The sequence below is a fragment of the Streptomyces sp. NPDC001606 genome (assembly GCF_053596835.1).
Genome location: NZ_JBSFHC010000029.1, coordinates 16,372 through 35,241, shown reverse-complemented (window position 1 = coordinate 35,241; position 18,870 = coordinate 16,372). Strand labels below are relative to the sequence as shown.

The 18,870-nt window shown below is 76.8% G+C and carries 1 protein-coding gene; it reads right to left on the bottom strand.

The window, feature by feature from the left end; all coding sequences use genetic code 11:
• Window positions 1-9 precede the first annotated feature (9 nt).
• The gene (locus ACWCV9_RS35135) at window positions 10-18,654 is read right to left on the bottom strand and encodes a non-ribosomal peptide synthase/polyketide synthase (RefSeq protein ID WP_450792756.1); all 18,645 of its coding nucleotides are present in this window, start codon (window positions 18,652-18,654) and stop codon (window positions 10-12) included.
• Window positions 18,655-18,870: the final 216 nt, after the last annotated feature.

Below are 18,870 nucleotides of genomic sequence, written 5' to 3'. Positions count from 1 at the left end.
GTCGGATCCTCACCGTTCGTCGTGGTCGGGGCCGCCGTGCGCGGCGTCTTCGTCGTGGCCCGCGAGTGCCGCGGCTTCCAGTTCGCTCAGCACCTGCTCCTCCACGCGCTCGGCGAGGGCGGCCACGGTCCGCGCGACCAGCACGTCGCGGGGGGTGAGCGTGACGCCGAACGCGTCGTTGGCGCGGGAGGCGATGAGCAGGGCGCGCAGGGAGTCGCCGCCCAGCAGGAAGTAGTCGTCCTCGGCGCCGACGCTCTGCTGCAGGGTCTCCTCCCAGATCGCGGCCACCGCTTCCTCGGTGGGGGTGCGCGGTGCCACGTACGCGGCCCGCTCGCCGGCCCGCTCGCGTTCCCCGGGGGCGTCGGGGGCCGGGGCGGGCAGGGCGGCCCGGTCGGTCTTGCCGTTCTCGGTCAGCGGGAAGCGGTCCATCGGCACGAACGCCGAGGGGACCATGTAGCCGGGCAGCGATCGGGCGGCCAGGGCGCGCAGGTCCGCCGCGGTGGGCGGTTCGGCGCCGGGCGCGGTGAGCAGGTGGGCGACCAGGCGGGGCAGGCCCGGCTCGTCCTCGCGCACGCTCACCACGGCGTCCAGGACGCCCGGGTGCCGGGCGAGGACCGCCTCGACCTCGCCCGCCTCGATGCGGTGGCCGTGCAGCTTGAGCTGGTGGTCGGTGCGGCCCAGGTAGTGCAGTTCGCCGTGGGCGTCGCGGCGCACCAGGTCGCCGGTGCGGTACATGCGGGTGCCGGGCGGCCCGAACGGGTCGGCGACGAACCGGGCCGCGGTCAGCCCGGGCCGGCCGAGGTAGCCGCGGGCCAGGGCCGGTCCGCTGAGCCACAGTTCGCCGGGGACGCCGTCGGGGACCGGCCGCAGCCGGGCGTCGAGGACGTAGGCGCCGGTGGCGGGCAGCGGGCGGCCGATGGGCGGGGCCGCGCCGTCCGGCCGCAGCGGGGCGGACCAGGTGGCGACGACGGTGGCCTCGGTGGGCCCATAGGAGTTGACCATGCGGTGGTGCGGTGCCCAGCGGGCGACGAGTTCCGGGCCGCAGGCGTCGGCGCCGACGGTCAGCGTCTTCAGGTCCGGCAGCGTGCCGGGCGTGTCGGGCGGCAGGGTGGCCAGTGCGGCCGGGGGCAGCAGGGTGTGGGTGATGCGCTCGTCGCGGAGCACGCCGGCCAGGTGGCTGCCGAGCAGCGGGCCGGGCGGGGGGACGACCAGCCGGGCGCCGTGCGGCAACGACATGCACAGTTCGAGCACGGAGGCGTCGAAGCTGGGCGTGGCGAAGGCCAGCACCCGGTCGCCCGCCGTGACCTGGTAGTGGGCCGCCTCGGCGGCGGCGAAGGCGGCCAGGCCGCGGTGGGTGACGACGACTCCCTTGGGGGTGCCGGTGGAGCCGGACGTGTAGATGACGTAGGCCGGGTCGTCCAGGTCGAGCGGCCGGGTGCGGTCCACGTCGGTGGGCCGGTGGCCGGGCACGCCGTCCGGCGGTGCGGCGAGCAGGTCGGCGACCTCTTTCGCGTCGAGGGTGAGGGCGGGGGCCGCGTCGCGCAGCATCAGGGCGGTCCGCTCCTCCGGGTAGGCGGGGTCGACGGGCAGGAACGCGGCGCCCGTCTTCGCCACGGCCAGCTGGGCGAGCACCATGTCCGCCGAGCGGGGCAGCAGCAGGGCGACCAGGTCGCCGGGTCCGGCGCCGCGGGCGATGAGCCGGTGCGCCAGCCGGTTGGCCCGCGCCTCGGCCTCGGCGTAGCTGAGCAGCGTGCCCGGTGCGGCGAGCGCGGGGGCGTCGGGCCACCGGTCGACGGCGGCCTCGACGAGGGCGGGCAGGGTGGCGGGCGGCACCGGGCCGAGCTCCGGTCGGGCCGGACCGTGCAGCAGCCGGTGCCGCAGCGCGGGCGGCAGCACGTCGACGGCGTCGAGGGGGACGGTGCCGTCCGTGCCGGCCAGGGCGTCCAGGGCGTGCAGCAGCTGCCCGGCCAGCGACTCGGCGGTGGCCTCGTCGAAGTACCGGGGGTCGTAGCCGAGTTCGACGGCGAGGTCGTCCCCGGGGGAGACGACGACGGTGAGCGGGTAGTTGGTGGCCTCCCGGGCGTCCAGGTCCCGCACGGTCAGACCGTGCGCACCGGCCGTCGCGTCCCCGACCGGGTAGTTCTCGAACACCAGCAGGCTGTCGAACAGGGCGGTCCCCGACGGCAGCCCGGTCAGGGCGCGCAGCTCGTTGAGGGGCACGTGGTCGTGCCGGCGGTCCTCGGCGCGGGCTTCCTGCACGGCCCGCAGCCAGTCGGCGCACGGGGCGCCGCCGTCGACGCCGATCCGGGCGGGCAGGGTGGTGATGAACAGGCCGGTGATGGTGTCGGCGCCGGGCAGGTCGGCGGGGCGGCCGGACACGGTGGTGCCGAAGCAGACCTCGTCCTGCCCGCTCCACCGGGCCAGCAGCAGCGCCCAGGCGCCCTGCACCAGCGTGTTGAGGGTGAGGCGGTGGCGGCGGGCGAACTCGGCCAGCCGCCGCGTGCGTCCGGCGCCGATCCGCTGCGACAGCCAGGTGCCGGAGCGGGCCGTGGCACCGGGCGCGGGCCTGCGGTCGTACGGCAGCGAGGTCGGGCCGGTCAGGCCGCCCAGGACGGTGCGCCAGTGCTCCGTCGCCGGGCCGGTGTCGCGGCCGGCCAGCCAGGCGGCGTAGTCGGCGAACGGCCGGCGCTCGGGCAGCCGCGGCTGCTCGCCGCCGGCCAGCGCGGCGTGCGCGGCCATGACGTCGGACAGCACGTGGAAGACGCTCCAGCCGTCCAGCAGGACGTGGTGGAAGGTCCACACGACCCGCACCGCGTCCGGTCCGAGCCGGACCAGCGCCAGCCGCAGCAGCGGGGCCCGGTCCAGGGCGAGGCCGACGGCCCGCTCGTCGGCGAGCAGCCGTTCCAGCTCGCCCTGGTGCCGGTCGGCCGGCAGCGTGCTCCAGTCGTGCTCGGTGACCGGCAGGGTGACCTCGCGGTGGACGAGTTGCAGCGGTACGGGCACGTCGGTCAGGGCGACGGAGGTGCGCAGGACCGGGGTGCGCGCGACGACGTACCGCCAGGCGTCGGCCAGCAGCCCCGGGTCGCGGGCGCCGTCGGCGACGAAGGTGATCTGCTCGACGTACAGGCCGTGTTCGGCCTCGTCCAGCCCGTGCATCACCATGCCGGTCTGGGTGGGCGTGAGCGGGTACACGTCCACGACGTCCCTCCCGGTGCCGACCAGCCGGTCGACGGCGGCCTGGTCCAGGCCGGCCAGCGGGAAGTCGGAGGGGGTGCGGCCGCCGGCGCCGGGTGCGGCGCAGTGGCGCTCGATCGCGCGGAGTTCGTCGGTCAGCTCGGCCGCCAGGCGGGCCACGGTCTCGCGCCGGTGCACCTCGCGGGAGTACGACCAGGTGAACTCCAGCCGCCCGTCGGTGACCCGCCCCAGCACGTCCAGGAGGTACGGCCGCCGGGCCGCGCGGTCCATGCCGCCGGTGAGGCCGCCGTTCGGGGCGTGCAGCAGGCCGCCCTGCGTGGGCGTCCGGTCCTGCCGGCCGAGGTAGTTGAAGCAGATCTGCGGCAGTGCGGGCAGCTCCCGGCCGGCGCCCGGGTGCAGGTGGCGCAGGGCCCCGTAGCCCAGTCCGCCGTGCGGTACGGCCCGCAGGTTCTCCTTGACGGACTTCAGCACGGTGCCGGTGTCCGCGTCCCGGGGGACGTCCAGGGCGACCGGGTACATGGTGGTGAACCAGCCGACGGTGCGGGCGAGGTCGGTGCCCTCGAACAGGTCCTCGCGGCCGTGTCCTTCAAGGGTCACCGCCACCCGGTCCCGGCCCGTCCAGCGGGCCAGCACCCGGCCCAGCGCGGTGAGCAGGACGTCGTTGACCCGGGTGCGGTACACGTCCGGCACGTCCTGGAGGAGCCGGCGGGTCTCCTCGGCGCCGAGCCGGACGGTCACCGTCTCCTCGGCGGCGGTGGTGTTGGCGCCGCCGGGGTGGTCGGCCGGCAGGGCGGGTCCGGTGTCCAGGGCGCTCCAGTGGGCGAGTTCGCCGTCGAAGCCGCCCGCCGCGGTGTGCGCGGCCAACCGCCGGGCCCAGGTCCGGAAGGAGGTGCTCTTCGCCCCGAGATCGGGCCGTTCGCCGCTGCTCAGGGCGCGGTAAGCGGTGTCCAGGTCCTCCAGCAGCAGCTGCCAGGACACGGCGTCGACGACCAGGTGGTGGGCGGACAGCAGCAGCACCGGGCGCGCGTCGCCGCCGGGGCGGCACAGCGCGGCGCGCAGCAGCGGCCCGTGCGCCAGGTCGAAGCCGGCGCCGAGCGCGTCGGCCGCCTCGGGTCCGGCGGGGCCGTCGTGGACCTCCAGGTGCACGGGGGTGTCGCCGGGCGCGGTGCCGTGCTGCCGGCGGCGGCCGTCCCCGTCCGGCCCGAAGCGCAGCCGGAGCGCGTCGTGGTGGGCGAGCACGGCGGCCAGCGCGGCCCGCAGCAGGTCCTCGTCGGGGTCCGCGGCCAGCTCGTAGGAGACGGTCTGGCTGAAGTGGGCCGGGTCGCCGTCCAGGGTGTCGAACAGCCAGTGCTGTACGGGGGTGAGCGGGGCGTCGCCGGTCACCGGCTCGTCCTCGGTGGCGGCGGTGGGCGCCGCGGCGGACTCCGCGGCCGCCGCGAGGTCCGCGAGGGTCTGGTGGGTGAACAGGTGGCGGGGGGTGAGGGCGAGACCGGCCCGGCGGGCGGCCGAGACGATCTGGATGCCGAGGACGGAGTCGCCGCCCAGGGTGAAGTAGTTGTCGTCCGGGCCTGCTGCGGGCACGCCCAGTACCTCGCACCAGATCGCCGCGAGGATCCGCTCGGCCTCGGTGCGCGGCTCGCGCCCGGCCGTGCCGCCGGCGGACGCGCTCCACTCGGGGTCGGGCAGCGCCCGCCGGTCCAGTTTGCCGGTGGCGCCCAGCGGGAGCCGCTCCAACGGTACGACGAGGGCGGGGACCAGGTGGTCGGGGAGGCTGCGGGCGAGGAAGGCGCGCAGCTCCGCCGGGTCGGGCAGACCGGAGGCGCGGGGCACCGCGTAGCCGACCAGCCGGCGGTGGCCGGCGTGGTCCACCACCCGGGCCGCCGCCGCGGCCACGGCCGGGTGCCGGGCCAGCGCGGCCTCGACCTCGCCGAGTTCGATGCGGAAGCCGCGCACCTTCACCTGGTCGTCGCCGCGCCCGAGGTAGACGAGGTCGCCGTCGGCGCTCCAGCGGACCAGGTCGCCGGTGCGGTACATGCGGGTGCCGGGCGGCCCGAACGGGTCGGGCAGGAAGCGGGCGGCGGTCAGGCCGGGGCGGCGCAGGTAGCCGCGGGCCACGCCGGTTCCGGCCAGGTACAGCTCGCCGGGTGCGCCGATGGGGACCGGGCGCATCGACCGGTCGAGCACGTAGGCACGGGCGCCGCCGAGCGGGCGGCCGATCGGCGGGTCGCGGTCGGGGTCGGCGGGGTCGCAGGTGAACGCGGTGGCGTAGACGGTGGCCTCGGTGGGGCCGTAGATGTTCATGACGCGGCAGCCGGGGATCGCCTCGCGGACCCGGTGCACGGTGCGGGCGGGCAGCCCCTCCCCGGCGAGGACGACCGTGTCCGCGGTGACGTGCACGGCGTCCTCGGCCAGCAGCCGGTCCAGCGCCGAGGGCACGGCGCTGAGCAGTCCGGCCCGCCAGGGCCCGGGTCGCTCGGCCAGGGCGAGCAGGTCGCGGACGATCTCCACGCAGCCGCCCGACAGCAGCGGCGAGAAGATCTCGAACACCGACACGTCGAAGTTGAGCGAGGTGGAGGCCACCACGTGCGCCAGGGACGGGCCGGCGAACTCGGCGGCGGCCCAGTCGGCCAGCGCCAGCACCGAGGCGTGGCTGACGACGACGCCCTTGGGCCGGCCGGTGGAGCCGGAGGTGTGGATGACGTAGGCCGGGTGGCCGGGCAGCAGGGCGGTGTGCCGCTCGTCGTCGCCGACGGGCGTGTCGGGCCGGCCGGCGGCGGGGTCCTCGTCCAGCAGGATGCGCGTGAAGGGGCCGTCGGGCAGCCGGCCGGCGGTCGCGGCGGTGGTGATCACGGCGTCCGGCCGTACGTCCTCGAACAGGAACGCGACGCGCTCGGCCGGGTACTGCGGGTCGACCGGGAGGTAGGCGGCGCCGCTCTTGAGCACCGCCAGCAGCGCCACCACGAGGTCGGCGGTGCGGGGCAGGCACAGCGCGACGAAGCGCTCGGGCCCGGCGCCGGCCGCCACCAGCAGCCGCGCCAGCCGGTTGGATCGGGCGTCGAGTTCGCGGTAGGTCAGGCTGTCGCCGCCGCTTCGTACGGCCGTGGCGCCGGGCGTGCGCACGGCCTGCCGGCAAAACGCCTCCGGCAGCGTGTCGCGCGGCGCCCGTGCCCCGGTCCCGCCGAACCGGGCGACCAGGTCGCGGCCCTGGGCGGCGTCCAGCAGCGGCAGGTCGGCGAGGCGGCGGTCCGGGTCGGCCGCCATCGCGGTGAGCAGGGTGCGCAGGCTCTCGCCGAGCGCCTCCACCGTCGCGGCGTCGAACGCGGCCGGGTCGTAGTCGAGGTTGACGGCGAGCCGGTCGCCGGGCGCGACGACCACGCTGAGCGGGTAGTTCGTCGGCTCCAGGTCCCGTTCCTGCTCCATGGCCAGGCCGTGGCGGGCCAGCGACCCCTCGTCGAAGGGGTAGTTCTCGAACACGACGATGGAGTCGAACAGGTTGGTCCCGCCGGGCACCTCGCTCCAGGACTGCACCTGGGCCAGCGAGACGAAGTCGTGGCGCCGGGCCTCCGACTGGGCGGCCTGGAGCTCGCGCAGCCAGTCCAGCAGCGGGCGCCGGCCGTCGACGCGGGCCCGGGTGGGCAGGGTGTTGATGAACAGGCCGACCATCGAGGTGACGCCCGGCAGGTCGGCGGGCCGCCCGGAGACGGTCGTGCCGAACACCACGTCGTCCCCGCCGCCGTAGCGGGACAGCAGTAGCGCCCAGGCGCCCTGGAGGACGGTGTTGACGGTCAGCCCGGCGAGCTGGGCGGTCTCCCGCAGCCGGGCCGAGACGTCCCGGCCGAGGGTCACCCGCACCGAGCCGGAGGAGGCGCTGCGGTGGGCCTCGGCGGACCGCCGGTCGCGGGGCAGCTCGGTGGGCGCGGGGAAGCCGGCGAGCATCTCGCGCCAGTACCGCTCCGCCCGGCCGGTGTCCTGCCCGGCCAGGTGGCGCAGGTACTCGGCGAAGGGCCTGCGCTGCGGCACCTGCGGGCGGCGCCCGGCGACCAGGGCCGCGTACCGCTCGCACACCTCGTCGAAGACCTGGGCAGCGCTCCAACCGTCGAGCAGCACGTGGTGGAACGTCCACACCATGCGGACGCGGTCGGCGGACAGCCGGATGAAGGTCAGCCGCATCAGGGGCGCGGTGCCCAGGTCGATGCCCCGCTGCCGGTCCTCGGCCAGCAGCCGTTCGAGGTCGGGCGCGCAGGTGTCGGCGGGCCGGCCGGTCCAGTCGTGGTGGGTGACGGGCACGGTGGCCCGGTGCCGGACGACCTGGAGCGGTTCGGTGGTCTCCTGCCAGACCAGGCCGGTGCGCAGGACGGGGTTGGCGTCCGCGGTGTGCTGCCAGGCCTCGGCGAGGGCATGCGGGTCGGTGACGCCCGACAGCACCAGCTGGACCTGGTTGACGTAGGTGCGGCCGTCCGGGTCGAGCAGGCTGTGGAAGAGCATGCCCGCCTGCATCGGGGTCAGCGGCAGCACGTCCGCCACCTCGCGCCCGTCGCCGGCGATCCGGTCGACCGCCGCCTGGTCCAGGCGGGCCAGCGGGAAGTCGGACGGGGTCCGGCCGCCCGCCTCCGGACGGGCGCAGTGGGCCAGGATGTCGCCGAGCGCCCGGAGCATGCCTTCGGCGAGGGCGGTGACGGTGTCCTCGCGGTGCCGTCCGGCGCCGTAGTACCAGGTGATCTCCAGTTCGTCGTTCTCGACGCGGGCGACGACGTCCAGCAGGTGCGGCCGTTCGGTGCCGGGTGCCTCCGCGCCGCCGAGTCCGCCGGGCACCGCGCCGATCAGGGTGCCGCCGCCGGGCGACCAGTCGAAGCGGCCCAAGTAGTTGAAGCTGATGCCGGGCATCGGGGCGCCGGTCAGCGCCTCGTCGCGGGCGAGGTGGCGCAGGACGCCGTAGCCGAGGCCCCGGTCGGGGACGGCGCGCAGCTGCTCCTTCACCGCCTTCAGGGCGGTGCCCCAGTCCCCCGCCGGGACGTGCAGCGCGACCGGGAAGAGGGAGGTGAACCAGCCGACCGTGCGGGAGAGGTCGACGTCGTCGAACAGCGCGTCCTCGCGGCCGTGGCCCTCCAGGCCGACGGCGACGGTGTCCCGTCCGGTCCAGTCGGCGAGGACCCGGCCGAGCGCGGTGAGCAGGACGTCGTCGATGCGGGTGCGGTAGACGCCGGGGACCGTGCGCAGCAGGCCGTCGGTGCGCTCCCGGTCCAGCCGTACGGTGACCTCGCGGACGTCGGCCGTGGTGGTGGTGCCGGGGCCGTCCACCGGCAACGGGACGGCGCACGCCCGGGCCGCCTCGGCCCAGTGGTCGCGCCGGCTCACGAAGGTGCCGGCGCGGTCGCGGAGTCTGCGGGCCCACTCCCGGACGGAGGTGGTGCGGGCGGGCAGCCGTACGGGCTCCTGGGTCACGGCCTGCCGGTAGGCGGTCTCCAGGTCCTCCAGCAGGATCCGCCAGGACACGCCGTCGACCACGAGGTGGTGGACGACCAGCAGCAGCCGGGCGGGCCGGGTGTCGTCGGCGGTGAACAGGCGGGCGGTGAGCAGCGGGCCGGTGTCCAGCCGGAAGCCGGCGTGGGCCGCGGCCGTGACCTGCTCCTCCTCCTGCGGGCCGTGGACCGTCAGCAGCTCGGGGACCGGGCCGTCGGCGGGCGGCACGTCCTGGTGCCAGGTGCCGTCGGCGTCGCGGGTGAACCGGGCGCGCAGGGCGTCGTGGTGGGTCCACAGGGCGGCGAGGGCGCGGCGCAGGGCGTCCTCGTCCACCGGTCCGGCGGCCTCGACGACGACGCACTGGTCGAAGAAGGCGGCGTGTTCGGGCTGCGGGTCGAGGAACCAGTGCTGGATGGGGGTGAGTTCGCTCGCGCCGCTGACCGGTTCGGTGCCGGCGACGGCGGACGCGGCACCGCCCGCGGCGGCCAGCTCGGCCACGGTGGGGTGCTTGAACAGGTCGCGCGGGGTGAGGGCGATGCCTGCGGCGCGGGCCCGGGAGACCACCTGGATGCTGAGGATCGAGTCGCCGCCCAGCATGAAGAAGTTGTCGTCCAGGCCGACGCGTTCCACGCCGAGCAGCTCGGCCCAGATGCCGGCGAGCAGCCGCTCGGCCTCGGTGCGGGGCGCCCGGTGGGCCTGCTGGGCCCCGGCCGACCAGTCGGGGGCGGGCAGCCGCCGCCGGTCGACCTTGCCGTTGCCGGTGAGCGGCAGTTCGGGCACGGCCACGAAGGCGGCGGGCAGCATGTAGTCGGGCAGCCCGGCCGCCAGGTGGGCGCGCAGTTCGGCGGCGGGCGGCATCGTGGCGCCGGCGGCCGGCACGAGGTGCGCGGCGAGCCGCTTGCGTCCGCCGTCCTGGTAGAGGGAGACGACAGCCTCGGCGACGGCCGGGTGGCCGGTGAGGCGGGCCTCGATCTCGGCGGGCTCGACCCGGAAGCCGCGGATCTTGATCTGGTCGTCCGCGCGCCCGACGAAGTGCAGTTCCCCGTCGGCGCTCCAGCGCACGATGTCGCCGGTGCGGTACATCCGCTCCCCGGGCGGGCCGAACGGGTCGGCGACGTACCGGGCGGCGGTCGCCCCCGGCCGGCCCGCGTACCCCCGGGCCAGCCCGGCGCCGGCGATGTACAGCTCGCCGGGTACGCCCGGCGGCTGCGGCTGGAGCGCGGCGTCCAGGACGTACACGCGCGTGTTGTCCAGCGGGCGGCCGATGGGCAGGACCGCGGGCAGCGGGTCGCCGGCGCGGAAGACGCGCCGGGTGGCGAACGTGGTGGTCTCGGTGGGGCCGTAGCCGTCGACGACGGTCAGGCCGGGGCAAGCGTCCAGCACCCGGCGCACGACGGCGCCCGGCACCGCCTCACCGCCCGTCCACACCTCGCGGGCGCCGCGCAGGCAGCCGGGGTCCTCCTGGGCGAGCAGCCGGAACAGACCCGCGGTCAGCCACAGGCAGCGCACGCCCTGCTCGCCGACGGCGCGGCGCACGGCGGCGGCGTCCAGGTCGGCCGGCGGGGCGAGGACGGCGGTGCCGCCGCGCAGCAGCGGCACCCACACCTCGTAGGTGGCGGCGTCGAAGGCGTGCGGGGAGTGCACGAGCACCCGGTCGTGCCCGGCGAAGGCCCGGTCCAGCGCGAGGGCGACGACGTCCCGCTGGCGGACCGCGACGCCCTTGGGGACGCCGGTGGAGCCGGAGGTGAACATCAGGTACTGGACGTGGTCGGGGTGGACCGCGTCGGCACGGACGGCGTCGGCGGGGGCCGCGTCGGGGTGTGCGGTGCCGGCCGCCGGGGTTGTGTCGACGCGCAGGACGCCGTCGCCCGGCAGGAGTTCGCGGGCCGTCTCCTCCCAGGCCGCGTCGGTGAGCAGCAGCCGCGCTCCGGCCTCGGTGAGGATCCGGTGCAACCGCTCGCGCGGTGCCCGGCCGTCCAGCGGTACGTACACCCCGCCGGTGCGGACGAGGGCCAGCTGGGCGACGACCAGGTGCACGGAGCGGTCCATCAGCACGGCGACCGGTCGTTCCGGCCCGACGCCGAGCCCGGCCAGCCGGGCGGCCAGCCGGGCCGACGCGTCGTCCAGTTCGCGGTAGCTGACGCGTTCCCCGTCGGCCTCCAGGGCCACGGCGTCGGGGGTGCGGGCGGCCTGGGCGGCGAACAGCGCGGCCACCGTGGTGTCCGGCAGCTCGGTGCGCGTGTCGTTCCAGGCGTGCAGCACCTGTTCGCGGCGGCCGGGGGTGAGCAGCGGCACCCGGGCGGGCGGCAGTCCGGGACCGGAGGCCATGCCCGTGAGCAGGACGGTCAGGTACTCGGCGGTCCGCTCGGCGGTGGCGGCGTCGAACAGCTGCGGGTCGTAGCCGATGCGCAGGGCCAGCTCGGGACCCGGGTAGGCGGTGAGACTGAGCGGGTAGTTGGTGGTCTCCACGCCGTCGAGGTCGCTCAGGCGCAGCCCGTGTACGGCGGCGCTGTCGTCGTCCACCGGGTAGTTCTCGAAGACGACGATGCTGTCGAACAGGCCGGTGCGCTCGGGGAGATCGGTGAAGGAGCGCATCCGGGTGAGCGGCGGGTGGTCGAAGCGCCGGTCCTCGCTCTGCTCGCGCTGAAGGCTGCGCAGCCAGTCGAGCAGGGTGCCGTGGGCGGGCACGGTGACCCGGGTGGGCAGGGTGGTGATGAACAGGCCGGTCATGGCGTCGGCGCCGGGCAGCTCGGGCGGCCGGCCGGACACCGTGGTGCCGAACACCACCTCGTCACGGCCGGCCTGACGGGCCAGCAGCATCGCCCAGGCGCCCTGCACCAGGGTGTTCAGGGTGAGGCCGGCGCCGCGCGCCAGCTCCTCCAGGGCCCGGGTGGTACTTGCGGGGACGGTGACCCGGACGGCGTGCGTGGACTCGGCGCGATGGCTCTCGCGCGGCTCCCGGTCGTACGGCAGGGGCGTGGCCTCGGTGAGGTCGGACAGGCGCCGCCGCCAGTGCCGTTCGGCCTCGGCGGTGTCGCGTGCGCGCAGCCAGGCGACGTAGTCGCGGTAGGGCGGGCGCTCCGGTACGGCCCGCGGGTCCGCGGCGGCATGGCAGGCGAACACGTCGGACAGCACCTGGAACAGGCTCCAGCCGTCCAGCAGAAGGTGGTGGAAGGACCACACCACGCGCACCGCGGTGCCGGAGACACGGGCGAGCAGCAGGCGCTGCAGCGGGGCGCGGGCCAGGTCGATGCCGTCCGCGCGGTCGCGGGCCAGGACGTCGTTCAGGCGCTGTCGGCGTTCGGCGTCGGTCAGGCCGCGCCAGTCGAGGTGGGTGACCGGCACGGCCGCACGGCGCTGCACCACCAGCAGCGGTTCGGGCACGTCCTGCCAGACGACCCGGCCGCGCAGCACGTCCGTGCGGTCGGTCACGTGCTGCCAGGCCGCGGCGAGCGTGCCCGGGTCCGGCACGCCGTCCAGGACGAAGGTCAGCTGCTGGAAGTAGGCACCGCGGCCGTCCTCGGACAGGCCGTGGAACAGCATGCCCGCCTGGGTCGGCGTCAGCGGCAGGACGTCCTCGACCGCCGCCGGGTCGGCGCCGGTGATCCGGTCCACCGCGCCCTGGTCGAGCCGGGCCAGCGGGAAGTCGGACGGGGTGCGGCCGGCGGCACCGGGCCGGGCGGCGTACCGGGCGAGGTCCGCGAGCGCGTCCCGGTAGCGCTCCGACAGGGCCTGCACCGTCTCCCGCCGGTGCAGCCGGTCGGAGTAGAACCAGGTGAACTCCAGGCAGTCGTCGACGAGCTGCCCGACGACCTCCAGGGCGTGCGGGCGGCGGGCGGCCGGGTCGGCGTCCAGCTCCAGCGGCCGTACGGTGCCCCGGTACAGGCCGTCCGCGCCGTCCTCGCCGTCGGCGAGGCCCATCCGGCCCAGGTAGTTGAAGCTGATCTGCGCGGGGGCGGTGCGCGGTGCCGCGTCCGGTCCGGCCAGGTGGCGCAGCGCGTCGTGGCCGAGACCCTGCCGGGGCACGGCGCGCAGCTGCTCCTTGACCTGCTTCAGCACGGCGTCCCAGCCGGCGTCCTGGGGGACGGCGAGGGCGACGGGGTGGCGGGTGGTGAACCAGCCGACGGTGCGGCTGAGGTCCAGCTCCGCGAAGAGCTCCTCGCGGCCGTGCCCCTCGACGTCGACCACCACCCGCTGCTGCCCGGTCCCGGCGCACAGCGCGCGCCCGAGGGCGCCCAGCAGCACGTCGTTGGCCCGGGTGCGGTAGGTCTCGGGCAGCGTGCGCAGCAGCGCGGCGGTGTCCTGCGCGTCCAGCCGTACGGTGACCGCGCACTGCGACGCGTAGGTGTTGGCGCCGTCGGGCAGGTCGACGGGCAGGGCGCCGCCGGTGGCGGGCACCGCGCGGGCCCAGTACTCCCGCTCGTCGTCGAAACCGCCGTCCGCCGCGTAGGCGTTCAGCCGGCGCGCCCACGCGCGCACGGGCGAGGACTTGGCGGGCAGGGCGCTGCGGCCGTCCCGGCCGGCGCGGCGGGCCCGGTAGGCGCGGTCGAGGTCCTCCAGCAGCACCCGCCAGGAGACGCCGTCGACCACCAGGTGGTGCACGGCGATGTGCAGCACGGGGGGCCGGCCGGGGCCGCGGTCGTGCAGGACGGCCCGCAGCAGCAGCCCTTCCGACAGATCGAAGGGGCCGAAGTGGGGGGTGTCCCCGTCCGGACCGGTGTGCCGGGCGAGCGTGGGCCGGGGCGCCCGGTCCTGGACGGACCAGGTGACCTCGCCGGCCGGGCCGCCGGTGGCGAAACGGGAGCGCAGGGCGTCGTGGTGGGCGACCAGGTCGTCCAGCGCGGCCTCGAGCGCCGCCACGTCCAGGTCGTCGGGCAGCCGGACGGACAGCGCCTGGGCGAAGTGCCCGGCCCGCTCCCCGGCACTGCCGAACAGCCAGTGCTGGATGGGCGTCAGGGGGGCCTCGCCGGTGGCCGGCCCGGCCTGTGGTGCGGCCGCGTGCGGGACGGCGGCGGCGTCCGCGCAGCGGGCGAGGGCGGCGACCGTCTGGTGCCCGTACAGGTCCCGCGAGGTCAGGGCCAGGCCCTCCTGCCGGGCGCGGGCCACCACCTGGATGCTCAGGATCGAGTCGCCGCCGAGCTCGAAGAAGTTGTCGTCGACGCCGATCCGCTCCACGTGCAGCACGTCGGCCCAGATCGCGGCGAGGGTGCGCTCGGTCGGGGTGCGCGGGGCGACGTGCCGCACGGCGCGCACGGCGGGGCCCGGGTCGGGCAGGCGGCCGCGGTCTATCTTGCCGTTGGGGCTGAGCGGCAGGGCGTCCAGCACGACGACGGCCGACGGGACCATGTAGTCGGGCAGCGTGCGGCCCATCTCCCGGCGCACGGTCTCGGGCACCGGCCGCGCCCCGGGGGCCGGGACGACGTAGCCGACCAGGCGGCGGTGGCCGTCGTCCTCGGCGACGGTGGCCGCCGCCTCGGCCACGCCCGGGCAGCGGCGCAGCGCCTCCTCGACCTCGCCCAGCTCGATCCGGAAGCCGCGGACCTTGACCTGCTGGTCGACCCGGCCGATGTACTCCAGCTGCCCGTCGGCGCGGCGGCGCACCAGGTCGCCGGTGCGGTACATGCGCTCCCCCGGCGCGCCGTACGGGTCGGCGATAAAGCGGGAGGCGGTCAGGCCCGGCCGGTTGAGGTAGCCACGGGCCAGTCCGGCGCCGCCGAGGTACAGCTCGCCGGTCACCCCGTGCGGCTGGGGCCGCAGGGCGCGGTCCAGGACGTAGGCGCGGGTGAGCGCGACCGGACCGCCGATGGGCGGGGCCTGCTCGGGCAGCGGATCGCCGGCGAACCAGGCGGTGGCGTACACGGTGGCCTCGGTGGGGCCGTAGAGGTTGGCGACCCGGCATCCGGGCAGGGCGGCGCGCACGTCGTGCAGCGTCTGCGCGGGCAGGGCCTCGCCGGCCAGGACGACGGTGTCCGCGGTGAGCGGTGCCGTGCCGTCCGCGACGAGGCGGGAGACGACGGACGGCACCCCGCTGAGCAGTCCGGCCTGCCGTCCCGGGGCGTCGGCGAGGGCCGGCAGGTCGGCGACGACCTCGACGGTGCCCCCGGTCACCAGCGGGCACAGCAGCTCGAAGACCGAGACGTCGAAGTTGAGGGAGGTCGAGGCGATCACCGGGCGGTCCGGGCCGGCGGGCGGGAAGTGCTCCCCGGCCCAGGCGGCGAGCGCGGCGACGCTGCGGTGGGTGACCAGGACGCCCTTGGGACGCCCGGTGGATCCCGAGGTGTGGATCACGTAGGCGGGGTGGTCCGGGAGCAGCGGCCGCAGGCGGTCGGCGTCGGTGAGGTCGGTGTCGGGCGTGCCGGGGGCGGCGCAGTCCTCCAGGAGCAGCGGGGTGCAGTCGGCGGGCAGGGCGGAGGCGGTGTCCCGGGTGGCGACGACGAGGGCGGGCCGGGCGTCGGCGAGCATGAGGCGGATCCGCTCGGCCGGGTAGGCCGGGTCCACCGGCAGGTAGGCCGCGCCCGCGGTGAGCACCCCCCACAGCGCGGGCAGGAGGTCGGCGGTGCGCGGCAGGCACAGCGCGACCAGGGTCTCCGGGCCCGCTCCGCGTGCCGCGAACTGCCGGGCCAGGCGGTTGGCGCGCCGGGCCACCTCGGCGTAGTCCAGCCGGACGTCCCCGCAGACGACGGCCGTCCGGTCGGGGGTGCGGGCGGCCTGGGCCCGGAACAGCGCGGGCAGCGTGGCGGCCGCGGTGTCCCGGCCGCGGCGGGCGGGCGGGTTCCCGGCGTCCACCAGCGCGCGCTGCTCCGCCGGGGACAGCATGGGCAGTTCGGCCAGGGGGCGGCCGGGGCCGTCCGCCATGCCCTCCAGGAGGCGGTGGAGGTGGCCGGTCAGGCGGGCCACGGTGGCCGCCTCGAACAGGTCGGTGTTGAACTCGACGGTCAGCGCGCAGCCGCCGTCCGCGTGCGGGGTGAACTCCAGCACGAGGTCGAACCGGGCGGCGGGCCGGGGCAGCGGGTGCTCCTCCAGGCGCAGACCGGCGGCGAGCGGCGGCACCCCGAGGGGGGTCTGCTGGACGACGAGCGCCTGCACCAGCGGGGTGCGGCTGGGGTCCCGGGGCGGGGCCAGCTCCTCCACCACCCGGTCGAACGGCACGCCGTCGTGGGAGAAGGCGTCGAGGACGGTGGTGCGCATGTCCTCCACGAAGCGGTCGACGCTTCTGCGCTCGTCCACGTCGGTGCGCAGCACCACGGTGTTGGCGAAGAAGCCGGGCACGTCCTCCAGCTCGCGGCGCGTGCGGCCGTTGGTGACGGTGCCGAACGCCACGTCCCGCTGGCCGGAGTACCGGGAGAACAGCAGCGCGGAGGCCCCCGCGAACAGGGTGAACAGGGTCGTGCCGCGCCCGGCGGCCAGGTGCCGCAGCCGGGTCACCAGCGGCGCGGGCAGGTGGTGCCGGTGGGCCGCGCCGGAGGTGGTGCGCACCGCCGGGCGCGGCCGGTCGGTGGGCAGTTCCAGGTGCTGGATCCCGCTCAGGTGCCGCTTCCAGTAGGCCAGGTCGTCGGCGTCGGTGCCGGCGTGGCGGTGTCGGAGTTCCCACACCGCGAAGTCGGGGTACTGCACGGCGGGCCGGGGCAGGCCGTCGGGCGTGCCGGTGGCCTCCGCGCGGTAGAGGGCGGCGAGTTCGCGGGTCAGGACGCCCACCGACCAGCCGTCGGTGACGATGTGGTGCTGGGCCAGCAGCAGCAGGTGGTCCTCGGCGGCCAGGCGGATCAGCAGGGCGCGGGTGAGCGGGCCGGCCGTCAGATCGTAGGGGCGGCTCAGTTCGTCGGTGAGCAGGTCCTCGGCGGCCGCGGCCCGGCGCGGCGCGGGCACGTCCCCGAGGTCGGCCGTGCGCAGTGGCAGGTCGGGGTCGGCGGCGACGTGCTGGACGCCCTCGCCGTCGACCGTGGGGAACGTGGTGCGCAGCGTGTCGTGGCGGGCCGCGAGCCGGTGCAGGGCCCGGCGCAGCGCGTCCTCGTCGAGGGCGCCGCGCAGCCGCAGCGACACGCCGGTGTTGTACTCGCTGCCGCCTGCGGTCAGGTCGTCCAGGAACCACAGCCGCCGCTGCGCGCTGGACAGCGGGAGCGGTCCCGTCCGCGGGGCGGGTGCGACGGGCTCGTCCGGGGTGGCGTCGCCGGGGTCGCCGAGCAGTTCGGCCAGGGCGGCGACCGTGCGTGCCGTGAACACGTCGCGGACCGTCAGCCGTGCGCCGAACTCGTTCCGGATCCGGGACAGGGTCCGGGCGGCGAGGATGGAGTCGCCGCCCAGGTCGAAGAAGTCGTCCGTGACCCCGACGGCGGCGTCGCCCAGGACCTCCGCCCAGATCGCGGCGAGGGCCCGTTCCCGGGGCGTGCGCGGCGGCACCCGGCCGGCCGTGGACACCCGTTCCGGGGCGGGCAGGGCCCGCCGGTCGATCTTGTGCTGCGGGGTGAGCGGCATCCGGTCCAGGACCACGATCGCGGCCGGCACCATGTGGGCGGGGAGCGTCGCGGCGAGGGCGGTGCGCAGGGCGGCCGGGTCGGGGGCGCGGCCGGGTCCGCCCGCGTCCGCGCCGGAGCCGGCCGGGGTGACGTAGCCGACCAGGCGGCGGTGGCCGGGCTCGTCCTCGCGGACCACGACCACGGCCTCGCCGACCGCGTCGGCGCCGGCGCGGCGCAGGGCCGTCTCGATCTCGCCCGGTTCGACCCGGAAGCCGCGGATCTTCACCTGGCGGTCCAGGCGGCCCAGGTACTCCAGTTCCCCGTCGGCGGTCCACCGGACCCGGTCGCCGGTGCGGTACAGCCGGGCACCGGACGGGCCGAAGGGGTCGGCCACGAAGCGCGCGGCGGTCAGGCCGGGGCGGCCCAGGTAGCCGCGGGCCACCGCGTCGCCGCCCACGAACAGCTCGCCGTCCGCGCCGGGCGGTACCGGGCGCATCGCGGCGTCCAGGACGTACACCCGGGTGTGTGGCAGGGCTGCGCCGATGGTGGGGGTGCCGCGGCCCGCGGTGAGCGGCCCGGTCCAGGTGGCGACGATGGTGGCTTCGGTCGGGCCGTAGGAGTTGATCATCCGACGGCCGGGCGCCCAGCGGTCGACCAGCGCGGCCGGGCATGCCTCGGCGCCCACGATCAGGGTGCGCAGGTGACGTGCGGTCCCCTCCCGCGGGTCGGGCAGGGTGGCCAGCGCGGCCGGCGGGATGAGCGCGTGGGTGATGCGCTGCTCCTCCAGGACGGCGGCGAGCTCGTCGCCGAGCCACGGGCCCTGCGGCGGCACGACCAGCGTGGCGCCGGACAGCACCGAGATGCACAGCTCCAGCACGGAGGCGTCGAAGCTGGGCGAGGAGAACTGGAGCACCCGGTCGCCGGGGCCGACGGCGTAGCGCTCGGCGGCGGCCGCGGTGAATCCGCTCAGGCCGCGGTGGGTGACCGTCACGCCCTTGGGGGTCCCGGTGGAGCCGGACGTGTAGATGACGTAGGCCGCGTGGTCGTCACGGGCCGCGCCGGGGTCCTCGGCACCGGTGGCCCGGAAGCCGTCCGCGCCGTCGGTCCCGGTGAGCAGCAGGCCGGTCCGCTCGGGGTCGTCCAGGGTGACCGCGGGCGCGGCGTCGGCGAGCATCAGCGCCCGGCGCTCGGCGGGGTAGGCGGGGTCCACGGGGAGGAAGGCGGCGCCCGCCCGGGCGACGGCCAGTTCCGCGGCGATCAGCTCCATGGAGCGCGGCAGGACCAGCGCGACCACCCGGTCCGGACCCGCTCCCCGGCGTACCAGGTGCTGGGCCAGCCGGTCGGCGCGCGCGGCGAGTTCGCGGTAGGTCCAGGTCCGTCGGCCGTCGGTCAGGGCGGGGGCGTCGGGGGTGCGGGCCACCCACGCGGCGAACAGCTCCGCGAGCGTCGGGTGCGCCGGCGCGCCCGCGCCGTGCGGCGTGCCGCCGGTGCGGCCGGCCTGCGGTAGGGAGGGCGCCGGTGCGGGCTTGTCGTGCAGGTCCGTCATGGGTGTAGTCCTCTGGAGAGCGGGACGGGCGCGTGCTGCGGGGCCGGACGCGGCAGCCTCCGGCTCGGCGGGGAGCGGTGCGGTGGAACGGCGCCGGACGCGGGGCGGGCGCGCCGGTGCCGGTGGACGGATGACGGCCCCGGGCCGGGGCGGGGGGCGACGGGACCACTCAGGGGCGCGGCCGGCGACGCGGGGGGACGGCTCTGTCGCGTGGTC

Coding starts and splice junctions, on each gene's coding strand:
- ACWCV9_RS35135 (WP_450792756.1), bottom strand. CDS start 18,654: ATGACGGACCTGCACGACAAGCCCGCACCGGCGCCCTCCCTACCGCAG.